This is a genomic window from Streptomyces sp. MCA2, from assembly GCF_023544705.1.
Lineage (GTDB): Bacteria > Actinomycetota > Actinomycetes > Streptomycetales > Streptomycetaceae > Streptomyces > Streptomyces decoyicus.
Window position 1 is genome coordinate 103,575 of sequence record NZ_JAMJFM010000028.1, and the last position, 19,435, is coordinate 123,009.

The 19,435-nt window shown below is 69.7% G+C and carries 14 protein-coding genes and 2 pseudogenes; 3 read left to right on the forward strand and 13 right to left on the reverse strand.

The window, feature by feature from the left end; translation table 11 throughout:
• Nucleotides 1-34 precede the first annotated feature (34 nt).
• The 8 genes and pseudogenes from M8I34_RS23230 to M8I34_RS23270 form a co-directional block, all read right to left on the reverse strand.
• A pseudogene (locus tag M8I34_RS23230) lies at nt 35-1,390 on the reverse strand (alpha-amylase family protein); the annotation flags it as partial.
• 492 nt (nt 1,391-1,882) lie between these two features.
• The gene (locus tag M8I34_RS23235; RefSeq protein ID WP_250051976.1) at nt 1,883-2,830 is read right to left on the reverse strand and encodes a DUF6801 domain-containing protein; all 948 of its coding nucleotides are present in this window, start codon (nt 2,828-2,830) and stop codon (nt 1,883-1,885) included.
• Nucleotides 2,794-5,844, reverse strand: a complete 3,051-nt coding sequence (locus tag M8I34_RS23240; protein WP_250051978.1) for an NACHT domain-containing protein — start codon at nt 5,842-5,844, stop codon at nt 2,794-2,796. The genes M8I34_RS23235 and M8I34_RS23240 overlap by 37 nt, the downstream gene beginning before the upstream one ends.
• 5 nt (nt 5,845-5,849) lie before the next feature.
• On the reverse strand, nt 5,850-6,179 hold the full coding sequence (locus M8I34_RS23245; protein WP_250051980.1) for a trypco2 family protein: 330 nt from the start codon (nt 6,177-6,179) through the stop codon (nt 5,850-5,852).
• Between the two features lie 426 nt (nt 6,180-6,605).
• A pseudogene (locus M8I34_RS23255) lies at nt 6,606-6,773 on the reverse strand (YdcF family protein); the annotation flags it as partial.
• A gap of 102 nt (nt 6,774-6,875) precedes the next feature.
• A complete protein-coding gene (locus tag M8I34_RS23260) occupies nt 6,876-7,814 on the reverse strand; it encodes a phosphotransferase (RefSeq protein ID WP_250051982.1) in 939 nt (312 codons plus the stop codon).
• 5 nt (nt 7,815-7,819) lie between these two features.
• Nucleotides 7,820-10,480 (reverse strand): ATP/GTP-binding protein, encoded by a 2,661-nt coding sequence (locus M8I34_RS23265; protein ID WP_250051984.1) that lies wholly within the window; start codon nt 10,478-10,480, stop codon nt 7,820-7,822.
• A gap of 111 nt (nt 10,481-10,591) precedes the next feature.
• On the reverse strand, nt 10,592-11,074 hold the full coding sequence (locus M8I34_RS23270) for an ATP-binding protein (protein WP_250051987.1): 483 nt from the start codon (nt 11,072-11,074) through the stop codon (nt 10,592-10,594).
• Nucleotides 11,075-11,242: 168 nt separating this feature from the next.
• Here M8I34_RS23270 and M8I34_RS23275 point away from each other — a divergent pair, with 168 nt between their 5' ends.
• On the forward strand, nt 11,243-12,076 hold the full coding sequence (locus M8I34_RS23275) for a helix-turn-helix transcriptional regulator (protein ID WP_250051989.1): 834 nt from the start codon (nt 11,243-11,245) through the stop codon (nt 12,074-12,076).
• Nucleotides 12,073-12,339, forward strand: coding sequence for a DUF397 domain-containing protein (locus M8I34_RS23280; RefSeq protein ID WP_250051992.1), 267 nt, complete (start codon nt 12,073-12,075; stop codon nt 12,337-12,339). Before M8I34_RS23275 ends, M8I34_RS23280 begins: the two co-directional genes overlap by 4 nt.
• A 67-nt stretch (nt 12,340-12,406) precedes the next feature.
• Here M8I34_RS23280 and M8I34_RS23285 read toward each other — a convergent pair whose 3' ends face one another.
• Genes M8I34_RS23285 through M8I34_RS23305 form a run of 5 tightly spaced genes read right to left on the reverse strand, consistent with a single transcriptional unit; the run spans nt 12,407 to nt 18,224 of the window.
• Nucleotides 12,407-13,480 carry a LacI family DNA-binding transcriptional regulator gene (locus M8I34_RS23285; protein WP_374210972.1) on the reverse strand — a complete coding sequence of 358 codons (1,074 nt, stop codon included), beginning with the start codon at nt 13,478-13,480 and terminating at the stop codon, nt 12,407-12,409.
• Nucleotides 13,468-15,054: a glycoside hydrolase family 13 protein gene (locus M8I34_RS23290; protein ID WP_250051996.1), complete on the reverse strand. Its 1,587-nt coding sequence runs from the start codon at nt 15,052-15,054 to the stop codon at nt 13,468-13,470. Before M8I34_RS23290 ends, M8I34_RS23285 begins: the two co-directional genes overlap by 13 nt.
• A gap of 1 nt (nt 15,055) precedes the next feature.
• A complete protein-coding gene (locus M8I34_RS23295; RefSeq protein ID WP_250052005.1) occupies nt 15,056-16,012 on the reverse strand; it encodes a sugar ABC transporter permease in 957 nt (318 codons plus the stop codon).
• A gap of 2 nt (nt 16,013-16,014) precedes the next feature.
• The gene (locus M8I34_RS23300; protein ID WP_284050703.1) at nt 16,015-16,893 is read right to left on the reverse strand and encodes a sugar ABC transporter permease; all 879 of its coding nucleotides are present in this window, start codon (nt 16,891-16,893) and stop codon (nt 16,015-16,017) included.
• A gap of 53 nt (nt 16,894-16,946) precedes the next feature.
• A complete protein-coding gene (locus M8I34_RS23305) occupies nt 16,947-18,224 on the reverse strand; it encodes an extracellular solute-binding protein (RefSeq protein WP_250052009.1) in 1,278 nt (425 codons plus the stop codon).
• A gap of 224 nt (nt 18,225-18,448) precedes the next feature.
• Between M8I34_RS23305 and M8I34_RS23310 the strand changes: the two genes are divergently transcribed.
• Nucleotides 18,449-19,435, forward strand: a 987-nt coding sequence (locus tag M8I34_RS23310; protein WP_250052011.1) for an alpha-amylase family glycosyl hydrolase, incomplete at its 3' end; no start/stop codon positions are given.

Below are 19,435 nucleotides of genomic sequence, written 5' to 3' on the forward strand. Positions count from 1 at the left end.
GCGGCGTCCGGCCCGGACCGGATCAGGAACAGCCCGTGCGTGCCCCCGTGTGCAGGGCCAGTGCGGTGTCCGGGCCCAGCGTCGCGGTGAAGCGGCCCGAGCCGTCCACCGTCACCGCCCGGCCGCTCTGCACGTCGCAGTAACCGCCGGCCGGCAGCGAGGTCTGGAAGGTGCGGCTGAGCGCGGTGGTCTCATGGTTGATCGCCACGAAGCCGTCGCTGCCGCGGCCGAAGGCGATGGCGTCGGCGCCGTTGTCCCACCAGTGGGTGACGGCGCCGCCGCGCACGGCGTTGCGGAAGGCGACCATGCTCGCGATCTCGGGCCGCTTGTGCTGGCACTTCCAGCCCTCCTGCCCGCAGGCGTTCACCTTCCCCCCGTTGGGCGGCCCGGCGTCCCGGTCGGTGAACTCGTAGCCGGAGTGGACGTCCGGTGAGCCGTAGGGCCAGGCCAGCATGAAGACGTGGGCGAGGGTGTAGTCGGCGCCGTCCTTGTAGGTGAGGGTGTCGCCGCCGCGCTCGGTGTCGTGGTTGTCGACGAAGACGGCGGCCTTGGCGGACGGGAGGTAGCCCCAGCCCTCGCCGTAGTTCTTGAGATAGGCGAGGTTCTCGTCGTGGAACACCCGCTTGAGGTCCCGGGCGTAGCGGAATTCCTGCACGTCACCGGTGCCCTGGTACTCGGCCGGGGAGACGGCCTCGCCCGCGCCGTAGATGGCCTCGTGCTTCCAGTAGGCCTGCGGATCGCTCAGCCGGCTCTTGATGTCGGCGAGGTCGTCGGCCGGGATGTGCTTGGCGGCGTCGATGCGGAAGCCGTCGACGCCCAGGGACAGCAGGTCGTTGAGGTAGGCGGCGATCCGGCCGCGGACGTACGGCTCGCCCGTGTCGAGGTCGGCGAGGCCGACGAGTTCGCAGTGCTGCACGTTCCAGCGGTCGGCGTAGTTGCCGACCTGGGCCGTGCAGTCGTCGAAGTCGAAGACCGAGTAGGTGCCCGGGTAGTCGTACTTGGTGTACGAGGAGCCGCCCGTGCCCGTGCCGGATCCGGAGGACATGTGATTGATGACGGCGTCGGCGACGACCTCGACCCCCGCGCCGTGACAGGCGGCGACCATGTCCGCGAAGGCCGTACGGTCGCCGAGCCGTCCGGCGATCCGGTAACTGACCGGCTGGTACGAGGTCCACCACTGCCCGCCCTGGATGTGCTCCTGGGGCGGCGACACCTGGACGTAGCCGTATCCGGCGGGCCCCAGGGTGGTGCGGCATTCCGCGGCCACCGACTCGTAGCGCCACTCGAAGAGGACGGCGGTGACGTCCTTTGCGCCGGGCGGTGCGGCCGCCGCCGGCTGCGGTGCCACGAAGGCCGCCGCGCCCGCCACGAGGGCAAGTGCGGCAGCCATGGGTCTGCGGGCGGCGCTGGTGATCCGGTGGAGCACGGTTCCTCCTGAGGGGGTGGAGTGACCTTGCTCGGCAACGCGCCGTGCCCGAAAGGCCGTTGAACGGCGTCGGTGGGGGCGACGACGCCGGTGTTGCTGACGGTTCTAGCGGCCGGATTCGGTTGTTGCAAGACCTTACGCAAGACATTGCAAGGGTGTTACGTTCCCTGGCAGCCGGTCCGGCCGCCCGGAGGCCCGCCCTGCGGGTCCACGCGCCCGGACGGTCGGACCGGCGCCAGCAGACGGCTCTCCCCGCGGGCGGTTCCTCGGCATGCGCCTGGCGGGTGAGGGCGCGCATGGACCCCGCGGCGCGGGTGATGGCGGGTCAGGGCCTGGGTGTGCGCGTGACGGCGGGCCAGGGGCCTCGGCGTGCGTCCGCGGGGGCAGGCCCAAAAAAAGGGGGCAAGCGGGGAGCAGGCAGGATCCCGATGCCGGGATCCTGCAAGGGGGGTCTCCTCAGCTGCCGTCGGCGGCGCGGCGCCGGCTCTTCCGCCACGCGCCGACGCAGAAGGCGACGGCGCCCGCGACAAGGGTGCCGACGATCGGCAGAACCAGGTCACCGGCGTCCTGCCCGGTGGTCGCGGAGTCACCCGTCGCCCCGCCCTGGGCCGCGAAGGAGGTCCGCTCGGGCGTGACACCCGAGGCCGTCGTGCCCTTGGCGTTCGTGCCCGACGTGCCGGACGTGCCGGACGTGCCAGAGGTTCCGGACGTGGTCGAAGTGCCGGACGTGCCAGAGGTTCCGGACGTGGCCGAGGTGCCGGACGTGGTCGAGCCGGCGGCCTTCCCCGGCCCCGTGATCTCGAACGACCCCACGACCTTCTGCTGCCCGGCGTTGAGCCGGCACCGCACGTCGGCCGCGCCCAGAACGCCTCCGCCCGCCTTCTTTCCGACGACGTGCAGGGCGATGTCGCCGGCGGTGATCCGCGCATGGCCCGGCCGGCTGAAAGTGAGAGCGGGCGCGGCGCCGGTCGCCGCGACGGTGAGGGAACCGGATGCCGGGATGCTGGTCTTGGCGATGCCGAGGGGAACCCTGATGCGCCTGTCACCTTGTGGCGCGGACACCCCGATCTCCGCGGCCACCGTGCCCTCGACGGATTTCACACCGATCATGCGGATCTTTGCCGTGAGGCCCGCGTCCACTGTCGTCCGCGCACCGATGGCGAATTTCCGGCTGGGTTCGCGGACCGCGACCGACTCCGGAATATCCGTGTCGATCTTCACCGTGAGAGGCTGGTTTTTGATCACCGGGACTTTGCAGGTGTATTTCAGTGTGCGAGAAGCCGGTTGTGCGGCCGCGGTTCCGGCTCCGGAAACTCCCACGATTCCGACGGCAGTCCCTAATGCCGTCACCACCCCAAGGGCGATCCTCACCCTTGGCCTTCCCATCCTGCGCCTGGCAGCCATTTGGCACCCCCGTGAGTTGTTCCGCCGTGTGCCCCATCGGTACGCGACTGGCGGGTGTTACCGGATTCAAGACGCTCTTCCGGTCCCGGACAGTTCCCGGTATGTTCCGGGCCCGCCATGCCCGCCCTGCCCGCCGAACCCGATCGGCGAGAGGCGTGGTGCGGCTGGGAAACCTGGGTCAGGTGGTCTTGGAGCCGAGCGTGGCGGAATTGGTAGACCGCGCCGGCCTGGCGCAACACACCTCGCCGGTGCGCGTCGTCCAGGAATGCGATCACTGCCCAGGGCAGCCGGCCTCTCAGCGGCAACCACATACGCGCCAGGGCCACCCACTGGCCCCAAGCGGTGAAACTCAGCCCGTATCCGAGCCCGCCCCCGAACGCCGCCTCGATCCCGAACACGAGCCCGGCCAGCAGCCCGCGGACCGGCCCGGGCATGAGCCCGCCGACCGGGCCGGACAGGAGCCCGAAGCCGAGCCCGGCCGGGAGTCCGATCACGAGCATCCACACGAGCATGTGGAAGACCACGTTCTTGCGGTTCGTGCTCAACAAGTCCGAGGCGCTGACCGCGGACCGGATCTCGATGGGAGCTTCCAGCCAGGCCATGATGCCGAGCACGAGCCCGGCGCCGAGCCCGAGTTCGAGCGGGAACAGGATGGCGCCCACGAGCCCGCCGTCGAGTCCGTCGTCGAACCCCAGCGGCGCGACCACGCACCTGTCCACGAGCACCAGCGCAAGCGCGACCAGGACCCCGAAGCCGAGCCCCAGCAGGGACCTGCGGACGAACCGGGCACGGCTCTGTCTGGTCCCGCCGAAGAGCTGTAGGCGTACGCGCGAGGGCTCACGTGGCGCGCCCCCGGACACGAAGCCGTACACGAACCCGAAGACCAGCCCGGCGAGGAGCCCGTGCAGGAGCCCGACCATGAGCCCCCGACCGAGCGCGAACCCGAGCCCGCGCTCGGTCGCGACCAGGTCCACGGGCACGTTCCCGATCCCGGTCGTCACCCCGAAGGCCAGTGCGGCCAGGAACCCGACCACGAGCATGCGCGAGGAAAGGCGCATGGTGGTGCCCAGTTCCCACCAGGCGAGGTCGCGGGTGTCGAGCTCGTGCAGGTGCGCGGCGAGGTAGCCGAGCCAGCGCTGGACGCGTTCGGGGTGCCGGCGACGGCGGCGGCTGGTGCCGCGGCCGGTCGGCGTGGGGTCGTAGACGGCCGGGATGAAGGCGGCCAGGAGATGGTCCTGGAGGGCTTCCGGGGAGGCGAACTGCTCGACGTCCAGAAGTTCTGAGGGCCTGTGCCCGGGAGTGCCTCTGTAGACGGTGCGGGCCAGGGCGACCATCAGCGGGGTCGCGAGCACCTTGGCGACGTTCGCCGCGCCCGGACTGTCCGGCTCTGTGCGCAGCCGGGTCAGGACCGGTTCCCACGCGGTACTGTCCTCGCCGCCGTCTCTGACCGGCCGGCTGCCCCGGTGCAGGTATTCGGCGTAGTCGTCCACGGTGAGATCCGCCAGCTCGATGACGGCGGCCTCGCTGAGCACGCTGTTGTCCTCCACGGCCCGGCTGTACTCCGCGGGGCGGCTGGTGAGCAGCAGCGGCATGGCGGTGCGGTTGAGCGCGCGGAGCGCCGCACCGTGCAGACCGCTTGCGATCTCGTCGAAGCCGTCGAGAACGGGAAGGATCCTGTCCTCGTCGAGCAGGAGACCGGCCAGGTTTCCGCCGTGCCCGGCGGGAGCTTCCAGGAAGGGGTAGTCGCGCACCAATTGGCCGCACAGCCAGTCGTCCAGTGAGGTGGTGACCGGATCCCAGGACCCCAGTCCGAAGATCACCGGCACCCGGTCGCCGGCGGCGCGGGCCCTCAGCCGGTCGAGGACGAAACGCAGCGTCAGGACCGTCTTGCCCGACCCGGCCTCCCCCAGCACCACCAGCCGACGGGACGGAACGGACTCGTACACCTCCACGATCCGGTGGAGACGGCCGTCCAGCGGGAGGGGCTCCGAGACCGTCCCGAACGGGGCCCGGCGGATATTGGCCCAGTGATCGAACACATTCCGCTCGGTGCACCCGAAGCGCACGGCGAGCGGGAACCGGTCCCCCACTTGCTGCCACTGCCCCTCGCGACGCCATTGTTCGTACACATCCCGGGCGAGTTTCGCGGCCGACTCCTGCACCTCCGGCGCGTCGTCCGGCTCCGGCGTTTCCGGCGCGTCGTCCGGCTCCGGCGTTTCCGGCGGCCGCGGAGGCGACGGCAGCGGGAGCCGCGTGAGCCGGCCGGCATCGGCCGGGAGGCCGATCAGATCGCTGAGTGCGCCGATCCGGTCCGGAGCGAGGCGGTACCAGCGCTTCACCTGGCTGGCCGCGAACCTGCCGAGCCCGTCGAAGCGGTGATGCTCGCTGACCACCCCGATCACATACCCGCCGCTCCACACCGCGGCCCCCGACATCCCCTCCCAGGGGGAACGGCCCGGCTCGGGGTCGTACTCGGGCGGCGCCACGGAGATCTCCAGGCTGCCCGCGCGCAGGTACGACAACGGTGTGGTCGTACCACGCGCGTGGTGAGAATCCCGGTACCACGGGGGTTCGTCACGATCCGTCGACGCCGTATCGGGGCGCAGCCGGAACCTCGGAAAACCCACCGCTTCGCACTCCACGGGCTGCGTGATCCCGGCGAACCGCACCGGCGGGACCTCGTCGCGGCCCGGCCCGCCCGCGCTCACCTCTCCCGCGCCCGCGTCCCTCGCGCTTTCCCCCGCGCGTTCCCTCACGATCTCAAGCACCGCGATATCCATCGCCTCGTCCGCCCAGACCGGCTCGGCGGGCAACTCCGTTGTGCCACCGTCCTCGGTGAAGAAGCGCAGCCGTACCGAGACCGCCTCACTCACCACATGCGCGGCGGTGAGCACCGCGTGCCCGCTCACCTGGTAGCCCGACCCGCGCCGCCCCGGGCCCGCCCGCCGTGTGGTGAGGACCTGGACCACTCGCCCCGCGTCGAGCCCGTCCGGCTCGGCCACCCTGCTGCCCACGGGGTTCATTGCTCGTTTTTGCCGGTGATTCCGGAGACGTAGGCCGGGTTGCCCGGCCCCGGGTTGCCCGGCCCCGGGTTGCCCGACCGTGTGAGGGTCGGTTGCAGGGCCAGGGTGATGCGCTGGGTCGCGGTGGCTCCCACCGTCGCGTCCGCACCGGACTCCACCACCCAGAACCGTACCTTCGCCCCGGCGTGCCCGGTTCGCTCCAGAGCGACCGACACCTCCAGCTCGATCGTCCCCAACTCGAAGCGCAGCGCCGCACCTTCCGCCGCGACGACCGCCTGCTCCAACTCCTCCCGCAGATCCCTGATCACACTGGCCAGCTCGATCACTCCACGCCCCTTCACCCCGAGCCCACCGCCCGTAACCGGCCGGTCACCGAGGACTGTAGTCCCGCGATGCGGACACCGACCGCCTATCGGCACGAAACCCCATGGAATCCGGCCTCCAGAGGCCCAGCCCAAGTCGGACCAGCACCTTGCGGGCCGGGCCCCCTGTCGAGGACCTCCCGGCGGCCGGCGAGCGCGGCCACGAGGACCAGCCCGCTTCGGCATCGGGCAGCGCGGAAGCGAGCCATGGGGGCTGGTCCCATAGTGCTGCTGGAGCATGCGGCGGGTCGGTGCCGGTAGTCGCGACAGGTGAACTGGACCTCGTCCAGGACAATCCAGCAGTCCGCCACGAACAGCTTCGCCAGCGTGCTCAGACGGGGAAGAAGGTGGGGCTGGTGAATGCCACACAACCCGCCCGGCGGCGGTAATTCAGACCTTGAGGAGGCGGCTGTCGAAGCCGTCCTCGATGAGGGATTCGTAGGCGGCATGCACGTCCTCCGGGACGTCCTGCTCGATGGCGAAGTCGAGCTTCGGATACTCGATCACCCGCTGCAAGTCCCCGACGAGCTGATCGGTGACGAGTTTCTCGTCGCCGATAGGAGGTCGGGCAGATGCCGCGCGCGGCGCCCCACACCGGCCTAACGGAGTCCTACGAGTCGATATCTACGGCCCGTGAAGGATCGGACGCAGCTCGCACCCTCAGGTTCGGCCAGGTCGAGTCGCAGCTCCCACGGATTCCACAAACTTGATCATCTTCAAGTGGTAAGTGCTCTTACTCGCGTCGGGAAAACGGACGTTGTGCCGGTAGTAGCGGTGGAAAGCGATAATGCACGCCGCGTGCTCGATCTCCAGGGGCAGTGCGGCTGCATCTGCCTCCGACAGGGGCGCAAGAGCCTGATATCCCGTCACCAGGGCATTCAGCCGTTCGGGCACCAGGACGTCACCCTCCGCTGCCAGTCCGACCGCCGCCATTCCGAGATCCAGCAGGGGATCGTCAAGCGAGACCGTTTCCCAGTCCAGTACGGACAGCGCCCCATCGTCACGCACGATCACGTTATCGGCGAAGAGGTCCCCGTGTGCGATCTTCCGAGAACGCTCACTGCCGGCTTCAGCGCTGCGAACCCGCTTCAGGCGAGCGGCAAGCCATGCCGCAAACTCCTGGTCGGCGAACTGCGGAATGACGTCCAACTGCTCAGCCGAGAGGCGGCGCGTCCCGACTGGAAGGTCACCGAGCCCTTCCGATTCCGGCGCCAGGGCATGCAGTTGCGCCAGGATGCGCCCTGCCTCGGGCAGCAACGGAATCGGAAGCGGCTGGCGTACCTCCCCCTGGATCCACTTCTTGAGGATGACCGGGCGGCCGTCGAAGGTGGTGATCAGCGCTCCGTCGCGGGCGGGAACAACCTCGGTCGTCGGCACCCCCAGCCGATACACGGCCTGCGTGTACGTCGCCAGGCTCTGGGCGCTGCCGATGTCGTGGTTGTCGAGGATGGTCAGCGTGAAGTCGCCGGAAGGACTGGAGACGTGGAAGCTGGAGTTCGCTGCGCCGCCCTTGAGAGGTTCCAGTTGCGGGTCCCGCAGCCCGTAGCGCTCAGACACAGCAGGCAGGTCGATCTGGTCCAGCTTGGTGTACGTGGCCACCCGGCTCAGTCTCCTCTGTGTGCGGCGGCCTCTCGGCGCCGATCATCAACAATCGCGGCCCAGCGTGCCCGTACTCGGCTTCGCTCGTCCACCCACTCGGCGCGTGGCAGATCTGCGGGCGGTTCTTCGCCCGCCATCAGGTACGACAGTTCGACCAGGTAGGCGAACTCCTCGCCCCGTACACACTCGTGCAGTCGTTCGCGTGCCTCGTCCCGCGGGGCGGATTCGCCCAGGACCGTGGCATGGAGACAAACCGCGAAGCGCACGTACGCGACAGACGACGTGAGTCCCGCCTCACGTGCCTCATCGACGACTCCCTCGGCGCGGGCCGGCAGGTCGGTACTGACACCTGCGTCCCGCACGAGCGAGGCGATCTTCGTCTGAAGCTCCGCCCACCGGATCGACGCCACGCCCAAGGCGTCCTGCGCCCGTGCGATCTCCTCCCCGGCACGAGGGCGGTCCCGGAACGCGGCGGCGAAGGCCAGGCATGCCTGTGACAGCGCCGCCTCGCCCGGCTGGCCGAGCCGCAGTGCCTCGTCCCGGTTGACCGCGTATGAGGAACAGGCGAGCGCCATGTTCCCCTGGGTCCACCAAAGGTCGCCGAGCGCACGGTCCCGACGGCCCTCCACCCCAAGGGCCTCGGCTGCGGCATGCACCTGGGGGAACCGGCCCACGCGACGCGCGAGGTGCACCAGGCCACGGGCCGCGGTGGGGCCAAGCCGGCCCCCGGCATCGACGACCTGCCTCATCCCCTCCAGCGAGGCCGCGAAGTTCCCGAGATCGCGGTCGCACTCCGCCAGGAAGTAGCGCGGCAGTTCCGACAGCGACTCGGGCAACTGCCCGGATGCCAGCACCTCGCGCAATTGCTCTGCGGTTTCACTCCGGTGACACCGCTGCCGCCGCGCGATCGCGGACAACGCGATGGCCAGGGCCTCCGCCGCACTGCCGATCCGGGCGTTGTGACTCGCTTGCGCAGCTGGGACCGGCAGTTCGATGGGCTCCCACAAGAAGTCGTCGACATAGCGGAACGCCGCATCCTCCAGCCATCCGAGCTCCAGCCCGTAGTCACGGGCGAGCGTCAGCCCCTGCCGCAGGGCGGCGACCAGACGCCTTCGGTCTCCGTCCGCCTCACGTTCCAAGGCATCGACCGTGCGTTGAGCAGCCCGCCGCCAGTCCGCCGGACTCCAGCGGTCCTCGCTCGTCGAGTCCGCCTCCCGCATGGCATCGCGTACGAGATTGTGCAGCCGGTAGGGCCAAGGGGCGCCGGGATCCAGATCCACGAAGGGGCGCTCGACCAATTCCAGCGCGGGGGCATCATGATCGAGACCGGCGCCGGCCGCGGCCAACTCCACAGAGAACGAATCAAGCAGGCTCACCGCTCTCAGGACCTGCCGCACGCTCGGGGTGAGATCCCGGAAGGTCCGGGCCACGAGCGCCGGGAAGTCCAGATTGAACTCGCTCGCCACCGGAGCGCGTCCGTTCTTGCGGTACATGTCCAAGAACCGCATCACCGCGAGGTCCAGGTACAGCGGCAGCCCATGCGAGTTGGCGGTGATCAGGTGTCGCGCACTGTCGTCCATCAGCGGCTGGCTGCCGACTGTCAGCCGCTCGCAAAGGTACCTCTCACAGTCCCCCGCGGAGAGATAGCCGACAGTGTGCTGGCGCGGTTCATCCACCGCACCGCCGACGAGCATCGGCCAGAAGTCCGGTCCCGCCCAGTCCAGTTGCCCCTCCAGCTTGACATCGTCCCAGTGCAGACGGTTTCGGCCGGTGATGATGAAGAGGGCGTTCGGCATCAGCCACGCCACCCGCTGGATCAACCGCTCAAGATCGCGGTGCACACGGTCCCCGACATCCTCGAAGGTGTCCAGCAGGACGACAAGCGTTGCCCGGCGCTTGGCCGAGACCCGGCTGAGGTCCCAGGCGAGCAGATGCGAGTAGTAGCTGAGTGCTTCCAGGTCCGGTTCAGCTTCGAGCAGGTCGGCCAAACGGCGGCACTCGGCGAGCGAGCGAATCTGATGACGCCGATCCCGCAACGCACGGACGAGCAGCCGAAGCCCCTTTCCGACGAGCGCGCCCGCAGTCCCGGGCAGGGACGCCGCCTGCGCGACGTCCGACAGCACCGACTGCATCTGCCCGGACAGCGACCGCGATCCCGGGAACCGGCTGAACCACGTGCGGCGCCGCAGATACTCCTCAAGCGGCTCCCCGGGGTGGTTGCGCTCCCAGTAGCGCTGGAACGCAAGGTCGAATGCCGGCATCGGCTCCCCCAGCTCAACCACCGCGAGCCGCAGGGCAAGCATCAGGGACTCGAAGTCACTGCCAGAGTCACGCGACAAGTCGATGCGTACAGGGGCTACCCGCCCCACCTGGGGGTCCAGCGGAGGCCAGTCGGCGCCGCGTGCTTCGCTGTCCACCAGGTGCTCGGCGACGCCACGCGACAGCGTGGACTTGCCGATGCCGCCGACCCCGTAGAAGACGAGCACATTGCGTCGCGGGGTCTCCAGATCCTCGACATCGAACCCGGCCTCGTGTACCCGTCGTGTATGGCGAACCAGGCTCTCCACCACCGTGGCCCACTCGTCACGTCGGTCGGCGAAGTAGTCAACGGCTTTCAGCTCACGATCATTCGACCGGAATAACGCGCGAAGATCCGACCTGGACACCTGGGCAACCTCCGACTGGCTGGCTTGAAGCAGCCAGCCCAGCAGCCGTTTGATGGCCCGTCAAGCACGGGTCACTCTCCGGAACGCGTTCCAGGTCCAAAGGCTGGGGCGCTACAGGTCCAGTTCGGCACGTACCACCTTGCCGACCGGGGCGCGGTCGACGACCTCCCAGCGGGCGGCGAGCGCGGCCACCAGTGGGAGACCGCGCCCCGTTTCGCAGTCCGGGGGCGGAGACGCGAGCTTCTCGGGGGACGGCGGGAGCTTCTCCGTGCGGGTGTCGGCGACCTCGATGCGGAGGGTGGCGGGGCGTGCGGCGTCGGCACCGGTGTGGGCACAGGACAGGGTCGCGAGACGCAGTTCGAAGTCCCGGCCGGGCACCCGGCCGTGCGTGACGGCATTCGCGGCGAGTTCGGCGACGACCACGGCGGCGCTGTCGGACAGCTCGCTGCCGTAGGGGAAGCCCCACTGATGGAGCCGGTGGACAGCAAGACGGCGGGCGAGACGGGCACCGAGGTGGGTCGCGCTGAAGCGCATCGTGAACACACGTACGGTAACCGCGGCCTCGGAAGCCCGGGAGGTTGCTTGGACTGACATGCGCTCCACGGTGGCGCCCGCACGGCAGCCGTGGCCAGGGTTTCCGCCCCTACGGAGCTCGTACGCAGCGTGAGCGTACGAGTACAAAGGGTGGACAGCGGCGATAACGGACCGTAACCATGAGCGAGTTGTGCACGTGGCACGACAGACGCATGGGAGGTGGCCGCTATGGCCGGCAAAGCGGGAAACAGTGAGCCCGAGACCACCGACAGCCTCAGGGCGTTCGGGGCCGTGGTCAAGGCGTTCCGGGGACGGGCGACACTGACGCAGGAGGGGCTGGCGCGGCAGGTGGGATTCTCCGCGGGGACCGTCGCCTCGATCGAGCAGGGGCGCAGGCTCCCGCCCCCGGATTTCATCGAGCGGGCCGAGCGGGTGCTGGACTCCTTCGGGGTGCTGCGGGCGATGGCCACGCAGCTGGCGCGGCAGCCGGGATTAGCCGCGTGGTTCCGGCAGTGGGCCCGACTGGAGGAGCAGGCGATCAGCCTGTACACCTACGAATGCCGTTTGGTGCCAGGGCTGTTGCAGACGGAGGCGTACGCGCGGGCGCTGTTCGAGCACCGCATCCCGCTGCTGACCGACGAGGAGACCGAGACGCAGGTGACCGCACGGCTGGACCGGCAGAAGCTGCTGCGGGACCGGCCGAACACGGCGTTCAGCTTCATCGTTGACGAGCATGTCTTCCTGCGCCGGACCGGTGGCGCGGAGGTGACCCGGGAACTCCTCGACCATGTCCTGGAGACCACCAGGCTCCTTCGGAATGTCGAGCTGCAAGTCATGCCGCTGGCGAGGGGAGTTCATGCGGGGATGGGCGGACCGTTGCAGCTCTTGGAGACGCCGAACAACCGGTGGTACGCCTACTGCGAGGGGCAACGAAGCGGCCAACTCATCTCTGACCCAAAGACCATCAGCACGCTGCACATGCGCTATGCGAAACTGCGTTCGCAGGCCCTCACACCGGAGGACTCCCTGAGCCTGCTGACGCAGATGCGAGGAGCGCTATGAACACCACCGAACTGGCCTGGTTCAAGAGCAGCTACAGCGGCAGCTCCGGCGACGACTGCGTGGAGGTCGCCCTCTCCTGGTACAAGTCCAGCTACAGCAGCGGCGATGGCGACAGCTGCGTCGAGATCGCCACCTGCCCCACCACCGTCCACATCCGCGACTCCAAGGACAAGGCCGGCCCGCAGCTCGCCGTGCCCGCCGACGCCTGGGCGGCCTTCGTGACGTACGCCGCCGTTCACGGGACCGCTGCCGACGTGTACTGACGTGGGGGACGAGACGGACCGGCGTTCGGGACGTGCGCGCGCCGCACCGCGCACGCCCGCCGGCCCCTCAGCTCCGCACCGCCCCCGTAGACCCCCGCACCACCAACTCCGGCTGGAAGACGAACTCCGTGCGCTGGGGTGGAGTCTGGCGGCCCTGGGCGCGTTCGTGGATCTCCTCGATCAGGGCGCCCACCGCCGCCGTGGCCATGGCCTGCACCGGCTGGCGCACCGTGGTCAGGGGCGGGTCGGTGAAGGCGATCAGCTGGGAGTCGTCGAAGCCGACGACCGAGAGGTCGCCGGGGACGTCCAGGCCGCGTTGGCGGGCCGCGCGGACGACGCCGAGCGCCATCAGGTCGCTGCCGCAGACGATGCCGGTGCAGCCGTCGTCGAGCAGTGCGGCGGCTGCGGCGTGGCCGCCCTCCACGCTGAACAGCGTGTGCCGGGTGCGCCGTTCGGCCTGCCCCCTCGACAGGCCGAACGACTCCCCCAGCGCCGCCGCGAAGCCCTCGGCCTTGCGGCGGGAGGGCACATAGCGGGCCGGGCCGACGGCGAGCCCGATCCGTTCGTGCCCCAGCTCGGCCAGGTGGCGCACGGCCATCCGGGCCGCCGCGCCGTCGTCGGGTGAGACGAACGGCGCGTCGATGTGCGGGTGGTAGCCGTTGATGAGGACGAAGGGGACGCCGCGCGCGGCCAGGCGGGCGTAGCGGGACGGGTCGGCGCGGGTGTCGGCGTGCAGGCCGGAGAGGAAGACGATGCCGGTGACGCCGCGCTCCTCCAGCTGTTCGACGAGTTCGTCCTCGGTGGCGCCGCCCGGCATCTGGGTGCAGAGCACGGGGGTGTAGCCGTGGCCCGCGAGTGACTGCTCGATGATCTGGGCGAAGGCGGGGAAGATCGGGTTGGTCAGTTCGGGGATGACCAGGCCGACCAGCCCGGCGCTGCGCCGCCGCAGCCGTACCGGGCGCTCGTAGCCGAGGACGTCGAGCGCGGCGAGCACCCGCTGCCGGGTGCTCGCCGCCACGCCCGCCTTGCCGTTCAGGACCCGGCTGACGGTCGCCTCGCTGACCTGCGCCTGGGCGGCGATGTCGGAGAGCCGGGGGGTGGGCGAGGTGCCGGTGGGATCGGTCAGGGTCACTCCTCCCACCAGACGGCGGTGCCGGCGGGAAGGGTGAAGTCCCCTGCCGAGGCGTCCAGTTGCTGGGAGGCGAGCAGCAGCCGGCCGGGGGTGGGCAGGCGGGCCGGGGCGTCGGTCGTGTTGACCGTGCAGACCAGGCCGCCGGGGCGGCGGAAGGCCAGGACGCCGTCGGGGGCGTCCAGCCACTCGACCGCGTCGCCCGCGCCGAGGCCGGGGTGGGTGCGCCGCAGACCGAGGGCGGTGCGGTAGAGCTCCAGGGTGGAGGCGGGGTCGCCGGTCTGGGCCTCGACGGTCATCGGCGCCCAGTCGGCGGGCTGGGGCAGCCAGCTGCCGCCGTCGCCGAAGCCGTACGGGGGTGCGTCGCCGCTCCACGGGAGCGGCACCCGGCAGCCGTCGCGCAGGCCCTCCTGCCCGGCGTCCCGGAAGAAGGAGGGGTCCTGGCGGACCTCGTCGGGCAGGTCGGTGACCTCGGGCAGGCCCAGTTCCTCGCCCTGGTAGAGGTAGGCGGAGCCGGGCAGGGCCAGCATCAGGAGGGTGGCGGCGCGGGCGCGGGCGAGGCTGCCGCCGAGGCGGGTGGTGTGGCGTACGACGTCGTGGTTGGACAGCACCCAGGTGGTGGGCGCCGACACCGGGCGCATGGCGTCGAGGGAGGAGTCGATCGCCTCGCGGAGGGCGGCCGCGTCCCACCCCGTGCTCAGGTAATGGAAGTTGAAGGCCTGGTGGAGCTCGTCCGGGCGCAGGTAGAGGGCGGTGCGGTCGGCGCTGGGGGTCCAGGCCTCGGCGACCGCGATCCGGTCCCCGTCGTACTCGTCCAGGACGGTGCGCCAGGAGCGGTAGATGTCGTGGACGCCGTCCTGGTCGAAGAACGGCAGGATCTGGTTGCCGAGCAGTTTCAGCTGCTCGCCCCGGCCCATGTCGGGCAGGCCGGGGGCCTTGACCAGACCGTGGGCCACATCGACCCGGAAGCCGTCGACGCCCAGGTCCAGCCAGAAGCGCAGGATCGAGCGGAACTCGTCCTGGACGGCGGGGTGGTCCCAGTTGAAGTCGGGCTGTTCGGGGGCGAAGAGGTGGAGGTACCACTCGCCGTCGGGGACCCGGGTCCAGGCGGGGCCGCCGAAGAGGGACTCCCAGTCGTTGGGCGGCTCCTCGCCGTTCTGGCCCCGGCCCTTGCGGAAGTGGAAGCGCTCGCGCAGTACCGAACCCGGGCCCTCGGCGAGTCCGCGGCGGAACCATTCGTGCTGGTCGGAGCAGTGGTTGGGGACGAGGTCGACGATGATCCGCAGGTCCAGCCGGTGGGCCTCGCGGATGACGGCCTCGGCGTCGTCCAGGGTGCCGAACATCGGGTCGATGGTGCGGTAGTCGGCGACGTCGTACCCGGCGTCGGCCTGCGGCGAGGCGTAGAAGGGGCTGAGCCAGACGGCGTCCACGCCCAGGTCGCGCAGGTACGGCAGCCGGCTGCGGATGCCTGCCAGGTCCCCCATGCCGTCGCCGTTGCCGTCGGCGAAGCTGCGCGGATAGACCTGGTAGATCACCGCGTCGCGCCACCAGTCGGTGGCAGGAGTGCTGTGGTGCTGTGAAGTCATCTCAACCCTTGGTGGTGCCGGCGGTCAGTCCGGCTACGAGGTGTCGCTGGGCGAAGGCGAAGACGAGCGCGGCCGGCACGGCGATGATCACGGCGGCGGCGGTCATCGAACCCCAGTCGTTGGTGTACTGGTTGACGAAGGTCTGCAAGCCGCCCGCGAGCGTCAGGTTCTCCTCGCCGGTCATGAAGGCGGAGGCGTAGGCGACCTCGGCCCAGGCGGTGACGAAGGTGTAGAAGCCGGTGACGGCCAGCCCCGGTCTGGCGAGCGGCAGGACCAGCCGCCAGAAGGTGCCGAAGGGGTTGAGGCCGTCGACCCGCCCCGATTCGTCGATCTCCACCGGGATGGTGTCGAAGTAGCCCTTCATCATCCAGGCGCAGAACGGGACGGCGATGGTCAGATACGTGATGACCAGGCCCGCGGGCTGGTTGAGCAGGCCAAGGCTCGCCAGCAGGTTGTACAGCGGCACGATCAGCACCGCGACCGGGAACATCTGGGTGATCAGCAGCAGCCACATCAGCGGACGCATACCGGGGAAGCGGAAGCGGCTGACGGCGTAGCCGGTGGTGGCGGCGATGAACACACCGAGGACGGTGGTCAGTCCGACGACGATCACGGAGTTCTCGAACCAGGTCAGGAACTCGGTGTCGGCCAGGACGTGGGTGTAGTTGGCGAGGGTGAAGTGGGTGACGATGCTGGTGGAGAAGGCGTCGTTCTTCGGTTTGAAGGACGTCACCAGCAGCCACAGGGGCGGGAAGACGGCGACGACCGCGGCGACGGCGAGGGCCGCGTGCAGGCCCAGGGACGCCGGGCGGGACCGCTCGTTGCGCTTCCGGGGCGTGCTCGTACGGGACGTGCCCGTACGGGACGTGCTTTTGCGGGATGTGCTCGTCGCCGTGGTGCCCGGTGTGCGTGCCGGGCTCGTGGGGTTCGTGCTCGTGGGGTTCGTGCTGGGGGTCATGGTCACCACACCTCTCCCTGCTTGCGCAGCGCCCGGCGGTAGACGACCGCGACGACCGAGAGCAGGACCAGGATCAGTACGCCCCACGCCGCGGACTCGGAGAAGTTGCGGGGGCTGTCGATGAAGGAGAGCCGGTAGGCGTAGGTCACCAGGATCTCGGTGGCGTCGCCGGGGCCGCCCCGGGTCAGCAGGAAGATCACCGGGAACATGTTGAAGGTCCAGATGGTGGAGAGCAGGATCACCGTGCTGCTGACCGCGCGCAGTCCGGGCACGGTGATGTTGCGGAACCGCTGCCAGGGCCCTGCGCCGTCCATCTCGGCAGCCTCGTACAGCTCGCCGGGTATGGACTGAAGGCCGCCGAGCAGCGCGACCAGCATGAAGGGCACACCCAGCCAGACGTTGACGGCGATGACCGAGAGCTTGGCCCAGGTCGGGTCGTTGAGCCACGGAACCGCGTCGATACCGCCGCCGGCCAGCAGCTTGTTGAGGATGCCGCTCTTCTCGTTGTAGAGCATCCGCCAGGTGAAGACCGAGATGAAGGCGGGGATGGCCCACGGCAGGATCAGGGCGAGGCGGTAGAAGGTGCGGCCGCGCAGCGTGCGGTTGAGCATGTTCGCCAGGGCGAGGCCGATGAGGAAGGTCAGTGAGACACAGCCGACGGTCCACAGGACGGTCCAGCCGAGGCGGTCCCAGAAGACGCTGTCGGAGAGCACCGCCTGGTAATTGTCCAGGCCGGTGAACTTGTAGGTGGCGGGGAGGTGGTTGACGCCGATGTTCCGCTCGACGTTCGCCTCATTGGCGTCGGTGAGGGAGAGGAAGACGCCGCGCACCAGCGGATAGCCGATGATCACCCCGATGACCAGTACCACCGGGGCGACCATCGTCCATGCGTACCAGTGGGTGCCCAGCGCCCGGCGCACCCGTACAGCAAAGGTCACTTGTAGTCCTTGAGCAGCTTCCGGTAGGCGTCGCCGGTCGCCTTGGCGGCCTGCTCGGGCGTGGCGGAGCCGGTGAGCACCTTGTTCATCTGCACCTTGATCGGCTCGAAGAGGGAGTTGCCCTCGGCGATCCAGGGGCGCTGCACGGCGCCGTCGACGGCGGGCTTGAAGAACTTGACCATCTCGTTGTTCTTGACGGCCGGCACCTCGTACACGGACTTGCGGGTGGGCAGCAGGCTGAGCTGCTCGTTGGTCTGCTGCTGGACCTTGGCCGAGCTCATGTACTTCACGAAGGCGTAGGAGGCCTGCAAGTTCTTGCTGCCCGCGTAGACGGAGAGGTTCCAGCCGCCCTGCGGGGAGCCCTGGGCGGTGCTGCCGCCGGGTACGGGGGCGACGCCGAGGTTCTTCTTGTCCTTGAAGGACTTGCCGGCGCGGGCGCCCTCGATGTCCCAGGGGCCGTCGACGGCCATCGCGACCGTGCCGTCCTTGAGGGCCCTGAGCTGGTTCTCCTGGCCGTCGGTGGCGTCGGTGACCGCGGCCTTGGAGTCGACCAGGCTCTTGATGGTCTTGAACGCCTTGACGCCGGCGCCGTCGTCGATCTCCACGACCTTGTCGCGGGCGTCGACCATGTTGCCGCCCTCGCCGTAGAGGTAGGGCAGGAACCAGTAGGGGTCGTCGCCTCGCAGATAGAGGGCGGTGGCGCCTGTCTTGGCCTTGATCTTCTTGGCGGCGGTGGCCAGCTCGGCGAAGTTCCCGGGCACCTCGACGCCGGCGTCCTTGAGGAGCTTCTTGTTGTAGAAGAGGGCCAGGGTGTCGATGACCTGGGGTGCGGCGTAGGTCTTGCCCTTGAATTTCGTGGAGCCGACGGCCTGCGGCAGGTAGTCGTCGGTCTTGTCGAGGGCGGGGGTGCCGTCGAGGGGGGCGAGATAGCCGAGGTTGGCGAAGTCGGCGACCCAGGCGACCTCGGTGCGCATCACGTCGGGGGCGCCGGAGTTGCCGCCGGCCGCGTTCTTGAACTTGGCGTTGGCGTCGCCGAACGGCACGTTCACATATTTGACGTGGACCTTCGGGTGCTCCTTCTGGAAACCTTCGGCAAGCTTGCGGTACGTCGCCTTCTCGGCGTCGTTGGAGGTGTCCCAGAAGGTAACGGTTCCGGACAGTTCGCCCCCGGAGCCGGCGCCGCCGCTGCTGTCACCTCCGCCGCACGCCGTCGCCGCCAGTGCCAGGCCCGCTACCAGCGCGGTGGCCGTTACGCCCCGTATGCCACGCCGCATGTGAACTCCTTAGGGAAATGCCTCAGATGGCGGTCAGGAACGTAACAGCGCTGAAAACAAACCGAAAGACCTTGCGGCAATTTTCTGCAAGACTGTGGGAACGAATTGCAACGAGATGGCTGGAACGGGACCCTCCGGACGCCCTCGCCACCGTCACCCCGCGCCCGTCCGAGCGTTGATTCCGTGAAGGCACCGACGCCTCTTGACCTCGACAGGGACGGCAGATGACCCAGGAGCTCACTTCCCCCAGCCCCGCCCCCCAGGCCCCCGGAACGGGCCGAGGTCCGGGGTGGTGGCGCGACGCCGTCATCTACCAGGTGTACGTGCGCTCCTTCGCCGACAGCGACGGCGACGGCATCGGCGATCTGCGCGGGGCCCGCGAGCGGCTGCCCTACCTCAAGGACCTGGGGGTGGACGCCGTCTGGCTCACCCCGTTCTATGCCTCACCGCAGGCCGACGGCGGCTATGACGTCGCCGACTACCGCGCCGTCGACCCGCTCTTCGGCACCCTCCAGGACGCCGACGAGCTGATCCGCGCCGCCCATGACCTGGGCCTGCGGGTGATCGTCGACATCGTCCCCAACCACACCTCCGACCGGCACCCCTGGTTCCAGGACCCCGAGCTCGCCCGGCAGCGCTACCTCTTCCGCCCCGGCAAGGGCGAGAGCGGCGAACTCCCGCCCAACGACTGGGAGTCGGTCTTCGGCGGCCCGGCCTGGACCCGTACCGACCGCGGCGACTGGTATCTGCACCTCTTCGCCCCCGAGCAGCCCGATCTGAACTGGGACAACCCGGAGGTGCACGCCGAGTTCGAGGCCATCATGCGCTTCTGGCTCGACCTCGGGGTGGACGGCTTCCGGGTCGATGTCGCCCACGGCATGATCAAGGCGCCCGGCCTGCCGGACATCGGCCACGGCGCCCAGGCCCAGCTGATCGGCGCCCAGGTGCTGCCGTTCTTCGACCAGGACGGGGTGCACGCCATCCACCGCGCCTGGCGCCGGCTGCTGGACGGCTACGGCGACGCCCGCGGCAAGCAGGTGATCGGCGTCGCCGAGGCCTGGGCACCCACCGCCGAGCGGCTCGCCCTCTACGTCCGCCCGGACGAGCTCCACCAGGCCTTCAACTTCCAGTTCCTGAACGCCCCTTGGCAGTCCGACGCGCTGCGCTCGGTGATCGACGCCTCGCTCGCCGCCACCGCCTCGGTCGGCGCC

What these genes read in the sequence shown, in the direction of transcription:
- M8I34_RS23235 (WP_250051976.1), bottom strand. Translation starts at nt 2,830, where the DNA reads ATGGCTGCCAGGCGCAGGATGGGAAGGCCAAGGGTGAGGATCGCCCTT.
- M8I34_RS23270 (WP_250051987.1), bottom strand. Translation starts at nt 11,074, where the DNA reads ATGTCAGTCCAAGCAACCTCCCGGGCTTCCGAGGCCGCGGTTACCGTA.
- M8I34_RS23275 (WP_250051989.1), top strand. Translation starts at nt 11,243, where the DNA reads ATGGCCGGCAAAGCGGGAAACAGTGAGCCCGAGACCACCGACAGCCTC.
- M8I34_RS23280 (WP_250051992.1), top strand. Translation starts at nt 12,073, where the DNA reads ATGAACACCACCGAACTGGCCTGGTTCAAGAGCAGCTACAGCGGCAGC.
- M8I34_RS23290 (WP_250051996.1), bottom strand. Translation starts at nt 15,054, where the DNA reads ATGACTTCACAGCACCACAGCACTCCTGCCACCGACTGGTGGCGCGAC.
- M8I34_RS23295 (WP_250052005.1), bottom strand. Translation starts at nt 16,012, where the DNA reads ATGACCCCCAGCACGAACCCCACGAGCACGAACCCCACGAGCCCGGCA.
- M8I34_RS23300 (WP_284050703.1), bottom strand. Translation starts at nt 16,893, where the DNA reads ATGGTCGCCCCGGTGGTACTGGTCATCGGGGTGATCATCGGCTATCCG.
- M8I34_RS23305 (WP_250052009.1), bottom strand. Translation starts at nt 18,224, where the DNA reads ATGCGGCGTGGCATACGGGGCGTAACGGCCACCGCGCTGGTAGCGGGC.